This is a genomic window from Actinocorallia populi (assembly GCF_002995495.1).
Lineage (GTDB): Bacteria > Actinomycetota > Actinomycetes > Streptosporangiales > Streptosporangiaceae > Actinocorallia > Actinocorallia populi.
Genome location: NZ_PVZV01000010.1, coordinates 254594 through 267050, shown reverse-complemented (window position 1 = coordinate 267050; position 12457 = coordinate 254594). Strand labels below are relative to the sequence as shown.

The 12457-nt window shown below is 72.8% G+C and carries 8 protein-coding genes; 3 read left to right on the top strand and 5 right to left on the bottom strand.

What is annotated here, in order from left to right; translation table 11 throughout:
• Positions 1 to 32 precede the first annotated feature (32 nt).
• Positions 33 to 605, bottom strand: a complete 573-nt coding sequence (locus C2865_RS34125; protein WP_106402764.1) for an AAA family ATPase — start codon at positions 603 to 605, stop codon at positions 33 to 35.
• A gap of 176 nt (positions 606 to 781) precedes the next feature.
• On the opposite strand from C2865_RS34125, the gene C2865_RS34120 reads away from it, so the two are divergent.
• Positions 782 to 1675, top strand: coding sequence for an SDR family NAD(P)-dependent oxidoreductase (locus C2865_RS34120; protein ID WP_106402763.1), 894 nt, complete (start codon positions 782 to 784; stop codon positions 1673 to 1675).
• Between the two features lie 231 nt (positions 1676 to 1906).
• On the opposite strand, the gene C2865_RS34115 is transcribed toward C2865_RS34120, so the two are convergent.
• Together C2865_RS34115 and C2865_RS34110 are read right to left on the bottom strand one after the other, a co-directional pair.
• Positions 1907 to 2563, bottom strand: coding sequence for an MBL fold metallo-hydrolase (locus C2865_RS34115; protein WP_106402762.1), 657 nt, complete (start codon positions 2561 to 2563; stop codon positions 1907 to 1909).
• Positions 2560 to 3297, bottom strand: a complete 738-nt coding sequence (locus tag C2865_RS34110; RefSeq protein WP_198653798.1) for a maleylpyruvate isomerase family mycothiol-dependent enzyme — start codon at positions 3295 to 3297, stop codon at positions 2560 to 2562. The genes C2865_RS34115 and C2865_RS34110 overlap by 4 nt, the downstream gene beginning before the upstream one ends.
• A 140-nt stretch (positions 3298 to 3437) precedes the next feature.
• On the opposite strand from C2865_RS34110, the gene C2865_RS34105 reads away from it, so the two are divergent.
• Together C2865_RS34105 and C2865_RS34100 are read left to right on the top strand one after the other, a co-directional pair.
• Positions 3438 to 7040, top strand: a complete 3603-nt coding sequence (locus C2865_RS34105; RefSeq protein ID WP_198653797.1) for a tetratricopeptide repeat protein — start codon at positions 3438 to 3440, stop codon at positions 7038 to 7040.
• A 40-nt stretch (positions 7041 to 7080) separates the two neighbouring features.
• A complete protein-coding gene (locus C2865_RS34100) occupies positions 7081 to 7596 on the top strand; it encodes a methylated-DNA--[protein]-cysteine S-methyltransferase (RefSeq protein WP_106402759.1) in 516 nt (171 codons plus the stop codon).
• A gap of 235 nt (positions 7597 to 7831) precedes the next feature.
• Here the strand turns inward: C2865_RS34100 and C2865_RS34095 are convergent, their stop codons facing one another.
• On the bottom strand, positions 7832 to 9370 hold the full coding sequence (locus C2865_RS34095; protein ID WP_106402758.1) for a M28 family metallopeptidase: 1539 nt from the start codon (positions 9368 to 9370) through the stop codon (positions 7832 to 7834).
• Positions 9371 to 9497: 127 nt separating this feature from the next.
• Entirely contained in the window at positions 9498 to 12335 is a 2838-nt protein-coding gene (uvrA, locus tag C2865_RS34090) for an excinuclease ABC subunit UvrA (protein ID WP_106402757.1), read from the bottom strand.
• Positions 12336 to 12457 lie beyond the last annotated feature (122 nt).

The window sequence follows — 12457 nt, the reverse complement described above, 5'->3', positions numbered from 1 at the left end:
TAAGCGGGCCGCCGTGGCGAGAGGGGTCCCGGTCAGCCGAACTTGATGTCCCGCACCTGGTCGGCGTCCTCCCGGTGCAGCACGGTGACCGAGGCGACCGGCGGCAGCGAACCCGCGTGCGCGCGCCGGACGAGCTTGCGCCAGCGCCGCACGTGCCGCGCGAACACCGGTCCCGTCAGCACCCTGCCGCGCTCGTGCTGCCCCGCGCGGGCCAGGGCCGGCGGGACGTCCAGCAGCACCAGGTGCAGCCCCGCCCCGCTCCTGCGGGCCAGCCAGCCGAAGCCGTACAGCAGGTGGGGCCAGGTGCCCCGGGTGTGGGCGACCACCGACCGGCCGTCCGTCAGCGCCTTGCCGATCCGCCACACGTGGGTGGCGTAGACGAAGGGGATGCGGCCGCGGGGCGGCAGCGGCCGGAGGTAGGGGGACCACCAGTTGCGGGCCTGGGTGGAGTCGATCACCACCGCGCCGCCGGCGGGGACGGGCTCGGTCTCGGTGTCGGTCAGCCCGTACAGGCGGCGCAGCAGCGTGCTCTTGCCGGCACCGGGAAGCCCGGCGACCAAGACCAGCGAACCCGGCGGAAAAACCAGATCCCGTTGCTCCGGCATGTCTCCCTTCTTCCGTGATGGTCCTCATCACGTCCTCCGGTGCAACGCCGAGACGCCCCCCGTCGTTCCCCGTAGGGAATCGCATAGAAACGGACATAGAAGGTAATCAATAGAGATATCGACCGGAGATCGGGGGATCTGTGGCGCACCATTGGACGCAAAATGACATATCGGATATGTCAGGTAAGTTGGCGGTGGTGACCGGCGGCAGCGGGGGGCTGGGGCTGGCCACCGCGACGGGCCTGGCCGGGGCGGGGGCCGAGGTGGTCCTCGCGGGGCGCGACCCCGAACGGCTGCGGATCGCCGCCGAGCGGATCCACGACCGCCACCCCGGCGCGCCGGTCCGCGGCGAGCGCCTCGACCTGGCCTCGCTGGCCTCGGTCGCGGACTTCGCCGGCCGCCTCGCCGACCAGGGGCGCCCGCTGGACCTGCTGGTGAACAACGCGGCGGTGCTGTACATCCCGCGCCGCACCCTCACCGAGGACGGCTTCGAGCTGACCATGGCCACCAACCACCTCGGGCACTTCGCGCTGACCGGACGCCTGGTGCCCCTGCTGCTGCGGGCGCCCGCCCCCCGGGTGGTCACGGTGTGCTCGCTCACCGCCAAGGTGCCCGCCCTGGACCTCGCCGACCTGATGAGCGAACGCAACTACCGGCCCCTGACCGCCTACGCCAAGTCCAAGATGGCGGTCCTGCTGTTCGCGCTGGAGCTCCAGCGCCGGGCGACCAGGGCGCTGACCAGCGTGGCGGTCAACCCGGGCAGCGCCTCCACCGGCCTGTACCGGCACAGCCCCGCCCCGGTCCGCGGCCTGGGCCACCGGCTGGACCGGCTGCTGGGCCGCTCCACCCAGGACGCCGCCTCCGTCATCCTGTACGGGGCGACCTCCTCCGACGTGGTGCCCGGCGGTTTCTACGCCGCCTCGGGCCTGCTGGGACGGCGCGGGACGCCCCGCCCGGCGCCGCTGCCCAAGGCGGCGCGCGACCACGCCCTCGCCCGCGACCTGTGGCTGAAGTCCGAGGCGCTGACGGGCGTCAGGCCGTCCTTCCCCGCACGCTCCCTGACCGTTTGACCGCCGGCCGGAACGGCGCGGAGAACCGCCGCCTCCGCACTCCCGTCCGGGATATTCGATATGCGAGCCGGACGGGAAGGCGGTGCGCGCCGAGGGGCCGAGCGCTTTAACGCGATAAATAGTTTTTATACAAATTTTGAACGCGCTATCCCGGCGGAAAGGGCGTCCCGTCGACCGGATGCCACGGCGCCGGGAGCGAAGACCGCGGTCGGCGGTGAACGGTCCCGCCGGTCACCAGCCGCGTTCGCGCCAGGAGGGGACGGCGGGGCGCTCCTGGCCGAGGGTGGAGTCCCGGCCGTGGCCCGGATAGAACCAGGTGTTGTCGGGGAGGCGGTCGAAGACGCGCTCGGTGACGTCGGCGAGGAGCTGCTCGAAGAGGGCGGAGTCGCCCCAGGTGTTGCCCACTCCGCCGGGGAAGAGGCTGTCGCCGGTGAAGAGGTGCGGGCGGTCGGGGGCCCGCAGGAGGAGCGCGATGCTGCCGGGGGTGTGGCCGCGCAGGTGGATGACCTCCAGGCGGTGGGCGCCCAGGGGGATGACGTCGCCGTGCTCGACCGGGGTGGTGACGGGGACGGGCAGGGGCTCGGCGTCGTGGGGGTGGGCCAGGGTCGCGGCTCCGGTCTCGCGGACCACGTCCTCCAGCGCCTGCCAGTGGTCCTGGTGGCGGTGGGTGGTGACGACCCGGGACAGGGGCCGGTCGCCGACCAGCTCCAGCAGCCGGGCCGGCTCGGCCGCGGCGTCGATGAGGATCTGGTCGCCCGACTCCCGGTCGTGCAGCAGGTAGGCGTTGTTGTCGTACGGGCCGACCGCCAGCTTGCGCAGTACCAGTCCGGGCAGGACCTCTCGGGTGTCGGCGGGTCCGCCGACGGTGACGTCGCCGGTGTAGCTCACAGGACCTGGCTCCCATCGAAGACCGGCACGGCGGGCCACCGGGGAGGGGGCGCCGTGATCCGGGAGGCGGAGGCCCGGCCGGTCAGCCAGGCCAGCAGGTGGTGCCCCTCGTCCTCCAGTGCCGGGCCGTCGTCGTGCAGCCTGACGGTGAGGCCGAGGTCGGTGGCGGTGACGCGGGAGAACGGGAGCTCTCCGCGCAGCGAGCGCAGCGAGTCGGTCAGCTCCGCGCGGACGTAGGAGCCGGGCCAGTCGGCGGGCGTGTAGCCGGCGCCGAGGTCGACGTGGTGGACCTCGACCTCGCGCCACCGCCGGTGCAGGGTGTACCAGGCCGGATGGGCCCAGCCCTGCAGGGCGCGGACCGTCGCGTCCCACGCCTCCTGCGGCAGGCTCTCGGCCAGCGCGACGAAACGGGCGTTGGACTCGCGGACGTCGGCGGCGATCTCGGCGGCCGGGCGTCCCGCGCCCGCCTCGATCTCGGCCTCGCGGGCCTCGGCGCTCGGGTACTGCGGGTGCTCCACCCCCGTCCGCGCCCATTCCAGCAGGCGCCGGTAGGAGTCGGCGTTGCGCGCGATGTGGGAGAGGACGTGGCCGCGCGTCCAGCCCTCCAGCGGGGACGGGGCGCGCACGGCCGCCTCGTCCAGGCCCGCCACGGTCCGCTCCAGCCGCGACTGCGCGGCGACGACCTCCGCCAGGACGCTCGAGACGTTCAGGTCAGTCCAGCTCCGATCCTGCATGCCCCTCATCCTTGCGCACCGCGGGGGCCGCCGCACCACCGGATGCGTCCGGAGACTCCGGAGAAATGCGCCATACGGTACGTTGCCCGAGCCGTTTGTCGGGTTTCCTGGAGAGTCACCCTGAGGAACGGGACACCGACATGATCAGAAACCCCGGTGAGGGAACTTTCTGGGCGGCGCTCGGCGACTCCGACCGCAAGGCGCTGCTCGCGATCGGCCACCAGACCGCCGTGCCCGCCCGCGGAACCCTGTGCAACCAGGGCATACCGGCCCGCGACGTGCTGCTGATCCTCGACGGCCACGCCAAGGAACAGTTCGACGCCCGGGACGGCACCGAGGCGATCCTCGAGCTGCTGGGCCCGGGGGAGCTGGAGGGCGACCTGGCGGTGTGGGGGCACCCGCAGCGCGCGTCCGTCGTGGCGTTGACGGAGCTGTCGGTACTACGTATCGACAGCCGGAAGTTCGCCAGATTCGTGACCGGCAACCCCAGGGTCACCGACGCCCTGATGGAGGCGATGGCCCACCGCTGGGCGCGGGCCGGGCGCAGGCTCGCGCTGAACGGCGCCGGACGCGCCGTCAGGCCCGGCGCCCGCGTCGCCTTCCACCTGCTGGAGCTGGCGCTGCGCACCGGACGGGTCGGCCCGCAGGGCATCCGCGTCCCGATGCCGCTCAACCAGGCCGAGCTGGCCAACTGGGTGGGCATCTCCCGCGAGTCGCTGGTGCGCTGCTACGCCCGCTGGCGCGGCAGCCTCATCGACACCTCCCAGCCGCGCTGGCTGCTGCTGCCCGACCTGGAGGGGCTGCGCCAGGAGGCCGGACCCTGGGCCGACGAGGACTGGGAGGCACTCGAACGCTCCCTGCCCGGACCCCGGGTGAGCCTCGCCGTCCGCCCCCCGGTCGCCACCGACCACACCTGGCTGCCCGCCGGGGGAGAGCACTTCACCGGACGGCGGGCCGAACTGGCGCGGCTCAGTTTCGTGCTGGCCGCCCGGCCGCCGGGCGTGGTGATCCAGGGCATGGCCGGCGTCGGCAAGACCGCGCTGGCCCTGCACTGGACGCACCTGGAGTCCGGCCGCTTCCCCGACGGGCGGATCTTCGTGGACCTGCGCGGGCCCACCAAGGCGGTCACCCCGGTCGAGGCGCTCGGCCAGATCCTGCGCCGGCTCGGGGTGCCCGGCGACCAGCTGCCCGCCGAGGAGGCCGAGCTGGTCGCGCTCTACCAGTCGCTGCTGGCCGACCGGCGGGTCCTGATCGTGCTGGACAACGCCTCGGGGCGGGACGAGCAGATCCGGCCGCTGATCCCCTCCGGCTCCGGCGGGTTCGTGCTGGTGACGGCCCGGCAGCGCCTGACGGGGACCGGGCTGCCGATGCTGGAGCTGGGGGAGATGGCGCCGCAGGAGGCCGTCGAGCTCCTGGCGGAGGTCGTCGGGCGGGGCCGGGTGGAACCCGAGCGGCAGGCGGCGCAGGAGCTGGCGCGCGAGTGCGCCCACCTACCGCTGGCCCTGCGGATCGCGGCCGCGCGGCTGGCCGCGAGTCCCGGCGAGAGCATCGCGTCCACCGTGCGGGAGCTGTCCGGACGGGACCGCCTGTCGGCGTTCGCGCTCCCCGACGACCCGCACGGGGCGCTGCGCGCGGCCTTCGAGATCTCCTACGACACGCTGGACCCGGTGCTGCGGACCGCGTTCCGGTGCCTGGGGCTGAACGTCGGCCCCGACTTCTCGATCCCGTCGGCCGCCGCGCTGCTCGGCACGGACGAGGAGACCGCCGCGCGGCGCGTGCGGGAACTCGAGCAGGCCTTCCTCGTCGTCTCCGCCACCGCGGACCGCCGCAGGTACCGGATGCACGACCTGCTGCGCGACTTCGCCCGGGAGCTGGCGGAGCGGGAGGACTCCGAGACCGACCGGAGAGCCGTGCGCCACCGCCTGCTGTCGCACCACCTGCGCGCGGCCAGAGCGGCCGAGGAGGCGCTGAGGGGGCTCGGGCGCACCGAGGCGGTCGCCTGGTTCGAGGCCGAACGGCGCTGCCTGGTCTCGGCCGTCCGCCACGCCGCCCGGCTCGGCCTGCACCCGATCGCGTACGGGCTGGCCGCCGCGCTGTACGACTTCCTGGAGTTCCGCCGCTACAGCGAGGACAACATCACCGTCCACCGCATCGGCCTGGTCTCCGCGCGGACCAACGACGCCTGGGCGGTCATCGCGGTGATGCTGCACCACCTGTCGGCGGCCCACCGGGAACTGGGGCGCTGCGTCCGCGCGATCGGCTACGGCGAGGACGCCCGCCGCGCCTTCCAGGCGCTGGGCGACCGCTCCGGGGAGGCGGCGGTCCTCGACACGCTCGCCCTCGTCTACACCGACCTGGGCGGCCATCCCGCGGCGCTGGAGTACGCCGGGCAGGCCCTGGCGCTGCACCGGGAACTGGCCGAGCCGGACGGCGAGGCGCGCGCCCTGGACACCCTGGCCCGCAACCTGCAGCGGCTCGGCCGCTACGACGAGGCCTACGAGCACGCCCACCGGGCGCTCGACCTGCGCCGCGCGCGCGGCGACCGGCGCGGCGAGGCCGAGACCCTGCTCAACCTCGCCCGCGTCCACCGCTACCGCGGCAACTTCCAGCAGGCCGCGATCGTCGTGTTCGAGGCGCTGGACGCCAACCAGGAGCTGGAGCACCGGCACGGGGAGGCCGAGGCCCGCACCGAGCTCGCCCGCGTCCACCAGCAGCTGGGCAACCGGGAGCTGTCCCGCCTGGACGCCGGGCGCGCCCTGGAGACCTACCGCTCGGTCGGCGCCAGGCTCGGGGAGGGCGAGACGCTGGTGATCCTGGCGCGCATCGCGATCGGCGAGACCCGCCACATGGAGGCCATCACCCACTGCGCCGACGCGCTGCCGGTCCTGCGGGCCATCGGGCACCGTTCGGGGGAGGCCGAGGCCACCGCGCTGTTCGGCATCGCCTACTACTGGCTCGGCCGCTACCCCGAGGCCCGCGAGAACCTGCAGCGCGCCCTGGAGATCCGGCGGCAGATCGGCGACCTGCACGGGGAGGCGCACGACCTGGACTACCTGGGCCGCGTCGCCCGGCGGATGGGCCGCACCGACGAGGCGGTCCTGCTCGGCCTCGAAGGCCTGTCGCTCTCCCAGGAACTGGGCGCGCGGGAGCGCGAGGCGGGCGCGCTGGGCAGCCTCGCGCGCACCTACCTGCGGATCGACTGGCTCGAGGAGGCGCTGAACGCGGCCGAGCTGGGCCTGGAGATCCGGCGGCAGACCGGCGACCTGTACGGGATGGGCACCGCCCTGGACACCTACGCGCTGATCCTGCGCAGGGTGGGCCGCCCGCACCAGGCGGCGGAGATCTCGCAGGAGGCGCTGGCCGTGCTCGTCGAGGCCGGCGACCACCACGGCCGGGGCGCCGCCCTGGTCAACCTCGCCGAGACCCGGCTGCACCTGGACGACGCCACCGCCGCCCGTGCGTGCGCCGAAAGCGCCCGCGCCCTGTCCGTCGAGCTCGGCGACCGCCGCAACGAGGCCGCGGCCCACCACGTCCTGGGCCTGGTGCTCGTCCGCGAGAAGCAGCCCGCGCAGGCCTGCGGACACTTCGAGAGGGAGACGGGACTGCGGGCGGAGATGGGCGACCACGGCGGCCGGATCCAGGCGCTCGAGGCCCTCGCCCGCTGCCAGGACGCGCTGGGCCGGGCGGAGGCCGCCGCGGACACCCGCCGCCGGATCGCCGCTCTGGGCCGCTGGCCCGGCTGAACCGCCGGGAAATGTCAGTGGCTTCTCCTACCCTGGGAACGTGGAGAGTTTCGGCTGGACCATCCTCCAGACCCCCATCGGTCCGCTGATGCTGGCGGAGACCGCGCAGGGCCTGGTCAACGTGCGTTTCCATGCCCATGACGCGGAGTACCACGCCCACCGCCTGGGCGCCCGGCTGGCCCTCAGACCGGTGCGCGGCGGCCTGTGCGAGACCACCGCCCAGCTGTCGGCCTACTTCGCCGCCGACCTCACCGAGTTCGCCCTCCCCCTGGACTGGCGCCTCACCTCGGGCTTCAACGAGCGCGTCCTGCGCCTCCTGCTGACCCGCGTGGGCTACGGCCAGGTCACCGGCTACGGCGAGCTGGCCCGCTGGGCGGGCGACCCGGGCGCCTCCCGCGCCGTCGGCACCGCCATGGGCGCCAACCCCCTGCCCGTCGTCGTCCCCTGCCACCGCGTCGTCACCGCCACCGGCGACATAGGCGGCTTCGGCGGCGGCCTCGACACCAAACGCGCGCTCCTCGCCCTCGAAGGCGTCCTCCCCGCCCCCCTCTTCTGACCCCGCCCCGAAGCCGGCACGGAACCCCGCCCCGCCCCGCCCCGGCATCCGGCCCCGGCACGGAGCGCGGGAGCGCACCCCCGCCCGCTCGCGGACGAGGCACGCCCCCGGCGACCGGACGTTGCGCACGAGCCCGGTGATGAGGGAGCCCGGAAACCGGAAGTCCGGGCGGAGAGAGCCCGGAGATGAGGGAGGCCGGGCCCCCTGGAGGAGGCCCGGCCGGTGGAGGTGCGGGTCAGCGGGTGGGGTGGTGCTGGTCGGCGGGGGCGGTGAAGGACTTGGCGCTCGCGCGGGCGCGGGTGCCGGGCAGATCGGCGGCGGCGGCGAAGGTGTAGGCGGTGAAGGCCATCGCGCCGAGGTTGTTCTTCAGGGCGGTGGGGTTGATGTTGTCGATGGTGTCGCAGGGGGCGTGGTAGCAGGGGTCGTAGGCCTGGCCCGCGGTGCCGCCGAACAGCGCGGCCTCCTCCGCGGTCTTGACGCCCTCCGCGCCGGTGAACAGGCCGCCCGAGGGGATGCCGGCCGCGATGAACGGGCCGTAGTCGGAGCGGCCGTCGAAGTCGGTGCCCTTGTGGGGCAGGCCGCGCCGGTCGAAGTACCTCTCGAAGACCTTCTCGATCTCGGCGGAGCCCTCGGGGCCCGCGGGGGCGCCGGTCGCGTCGGAGTCGTCGCCGTCGTAGATGAAGTAGACGTGGTTCGGCGAGCCGATCATGTCGTAGTTCAGGTACATCGCGATGCGGGAGGACTCGTCTTCGCTCAGCGCGTTCACGTAGTGGGTGGAGCCCAGCAGGTTGTTCTCCTCGGCGCCCCACCAGGCGAACCGCATCTTGTTCTTCGGCTTGAGCCGGTTGGACCTCAGCGCCAGTTCGAGCAGGGCGGCGCTGCCCGAGCCGTTGTCGTTGACGCCGGGGCCGACCGGGACGCTGTCGAGGTGCGATCCCGACATGATGACGTCGTCGGGGTTGCCCCTGCGGGTCTCGGCGAGCACGTTCCAGGTCGTCCGGGTGTCGCTGGTGGTGTCGGTCTTGACGTGGACCGTGGTGCCCGCCGGGTCGGCGAGGTCCGCGCCGATGGCGTAGCTGGTGCCGATGACCGGGATGCTCAGGTCGGGCGCGCCCAGGGTGCCGGTGAGCACGTCGGCCCTGCCCTCCTGGCCCTCGTTGAAGAGGATCACCGCGGCCGCGCCCGCGGCCTGGGCGTTGACCGCCTTGTCGTAGAAGGTGCAGGTTCCGCGCTGGACGAGGGCGACGGCGCCCGCGGGGAAGCCGGCGAAGTCGGACGCCTCGCAGCCGGAGGTGGAGGAGTTCGGCTCGGCGCCCGGCGGGATCATCACGTCCACGGGCCGGACGGTCCCCGTCGCGTCACCGGAACCGGAGTACTCCATCGTGAAGAAGTCGCCCAGCGAGCTGCCGTCCGCCGGCGTCGGCCGGTAGGTGACCGCGTCGGGGGTGAGCTGCTCGAAGGCGGCGGTCGAGTTCTCCGAGAAGAACGGGAACTGGAACTCCTGCACGGTCGGCTTGTAGCCGGCCTTCCGCAGCTGGCGGACGATGTAGTCGCGGGAGGCGGCGTAGCCCGGCGTGCCCGAGGCACGGGTGCCGCCGTTGGCTTCGGCGAGTTTCTGCAGCGCCCGGAGGTGGCGCTGGACCGCGTCCGGTTTGACGGCGGCGGCCTGGGCTTGCGGATCCGGAGCCGCCGCGACGGGTGACGCCGCGGCGGCGGCCATGATCAGGGCGGTGGCAGAGGCGGCGAACAGACCCCTGCGCCGGGGGTTGCGCATGGTAAGGCTCCTCGCGAGTCGATCCCCGAGTGACTGGTGTAAAGGGACCGTAAACGCGAGAAGCTGTACTGAGAAGATCTCTGAGCGTGACGGGGCCGCTTGTGGCCGTTGCGAGACCCCGGCGAGATCAACCCATGATCTTCGCCAAATACTGGCCGGTGTGGCTCTCGGGCACCGCCGCGATCTCCTCGGGAGTGCCGGTCGCCACCACGGTGCCGCCCCGGGAACCGCCCTCGGGGCCCATGTCGATGACCCAGTCGGCGGTCTTGATGACGTCGAGGTTGTGCTCGATCACCAGCACCGTGTTGCCCTTGTCGACCAGCCCGCCCAGCACGCCCAGCAGCTTGCGGATGTCCTCGAAGTGCAGGCCCGTCGTCGGCTCGTCCAGCACGTAGATGGTGCGGCCGGTGGAGCGGCGCTGCAGCTCCGCGGCGAGCTTCACCCGCTGGGCCTCGCCGCCCGACAGGGTCGGCGCGGGCTGCCCCAGCCGGACGTAGCCCAGGCCCACGTCGTTGAGGGTCTTCATGTGCCGGTGGATCGCGGTGATCGGCTCGAAGAAGGAGACGGCCTCCTCGATCGGCATGTCCAGCACGTCGGCGATCGTCTTGCCCTTGTAGTGCACCTCGAGGGTCTCGCGGTTGTAGCGGGCCCCGTGGCAGACCTCGCACGGCACGTAGACGTCCGGCAGGAAGTTCATCTCGATCTTGATGGTGCCGTCGCCGGAGCAGTTCTCGCAGCGCCCGCCCTTGATGTTGAACGAGAACCGGCCCGGCTGGTAGCCGCGCACCTTGGCCTCGGTGGTGGAGGCGAACAGCTTGCGGATGTGGTCGAACACCCCGGTGTAGGTGGCGGGGTTGGAGCGCGGCGTGCGCCCGATCGGCGACTGGTCGACGTGCACGACCTTGTCGAGCTGCTCCATCCCCAGGATGCGCCGGTGCCGGCCCGGCACCGTCTTGGCGCCGTGCAGCTGCTTGGCCAGCGCGTTGTAGAGGATGTCGTTGACCAGCGTGGACTTGCCCGAGCCGGACACCCCGGTGACCGCGGTGAACACCCCGAGCGGGAACGCCACGTCCACGTTCTGCAGGTTGTTGGCGCCCGCGCCCTTGATCGTGATCTCCCGGCCCTTCTCGCGGGGCCGCCGCACGGCGGGCACCTCGATCGAGCGCCGCCCCGACACGTACTGGCCGGTCAGCGAACGCTCGGACGCCAGCAGCTCCTCGACGGTGCCGGAGACGACGACCTGGCCGCCGTGCTCACCGGCGCCGGGGCCGATGTCGACGACCCAGTCGGCCGCCCGGATGGTGTCCTCGTCGTGCTCCACCACGATCAGGGTGTTGCCGATGTCGCGCAGCCGCAGCAGGGTCTCCAGCAGCCGGGTGTTGTCGCGCTGGTGCAGCCCGATGGACGGCTCGTCCAGCACGTACAGCACGCCCACCAGGCCGGAGCCGATCTGGGTGGCCAGCCGGATGCGCTGGGCCTCGCCGCCGGCCAGGGTGGCCGAGGCGCGGTCCAGGGTGAGGTAGTCCAGGCCGACGTCGAGCAGGAAGCCCAGCCGCGCGTTGACCTCCTTGAGGACCTGCTCGGCGATCTGCCGGTCGCGGTCGCTCAGCTCCATCGAGCGCAGGAAGTGCGCGCACTCGCCGATCGGCATCGCCGAGACCTCGGCGATCGAGCGCCCCGCCATCTTGACCGCCAGGATCAGCGGCTTGAGCCGCGCGCCGTGGCAGGTCGGGCAGGGGATCTCCCGCATGTAGCCCTCGAAGCGGTCGCGGGTGGCGTCGCTGTCGGCCTCGGCGTGCCGCCGCTGGATCCACGGGATGACGCCCTCGTACTCGGTGTAGTACGAGCGCTTGCGGCCGTAGCGGTTGCTGTAGGAGACGTGGACCTGGGTGGAGCTGCCGTGCAGGATCGCCTTGCGCGCCTTGGCCGGGATCTGCCGCCACGGCTCGTCGAGCGCGAAGCCCATCTCGGCGCCGAGCCCCTGCAGCAGCCGCTGGAAGTAGTCGCTGAAGTGCCCGCCCGACCACGGCCCGATCGCGCCGTCGGACAGGGAGCGCTCCTCGTCGGGGACGACCAGTTCGGGGTCGACCTCCATGCGGGTGCCCAGGCCGCTGCAGTCGGGGCAGGCGCCGTAGGGGGAGTTGAAGGAGAACGAGCGGGGCTCCAGCTCCTCGAACGACAGGTCGTCGTAGGGGCAGTACAGGTGCTCGGAGTACATGCGCTCGCGGCCCGGGTCGTCCTCGGGCAGGTCGACGAAGTCCAGGATCAGGGTGCCGCCCGCCAGGTTGAGGGCGGTCTCGGTGGAGTCGGCGAGCCGGCGGCGCGCGGAGTCCTTGACCGCCAGCCGGTCGACGATCACCGAGATGTCGTGCTTCTCCTGCTTCTTGAGCTTGGGCGGGTCGTCCAGCCGGACCGCGGTGCCGTCGACCAGCGCCCGGGAGAAGCCCTTGCTCTGCAGTTCGCGGAAGAGCTCGAGGTACTCGCCCTTGCGGCCGCGGATCACCGGCGCCAGCACCTGGAAGCGGGTGCCCTCGGGCAGCTCCATCACCCGGTCGACGATCTGCTGGGGCGTCTGCCGGGAGATCGCGCGCCCGCACTCGGGGCAGTGCGGCTTGCCGACGCGGGCGTACAGCAGCCGCAGGTAGTCGTAGACCTCGGTGATCGTGCCGACGGTGGACCGGGGGTTCTTGGAGGTGGACTTCTGGTCGATGGACACCGCGGGGGACAGGCCCTCGATGAAGTCGACGTCGGGCTTGTCCATCTGGCCGAGGAACTGCCGGGCGTAGGCCGACAGGGACTCCACGTACCGGCGCTGGCCCTCGGCGAAGATCGTGTCGAACGCCAGGCTGGACTTCCCCGAACCCGACAGCCCGGTGAACACGATCATGGAGTCCCGCGGCAGGTCCAGCGAGACGTCCTTGAGGTTGTGTTCGCGCGCGCCGCGAACGACAAGACGATCATGCACGGTGTGATTTCCCCAGCTCATCGAGATGCCCCCCGGAGCGAAGAGGGAGGCCGCGAACAGGCTAACCAGCGGGGCGGACATTTTCGTCCCGAACCCGGGTGCGCCCGTCGTCACCGTACACG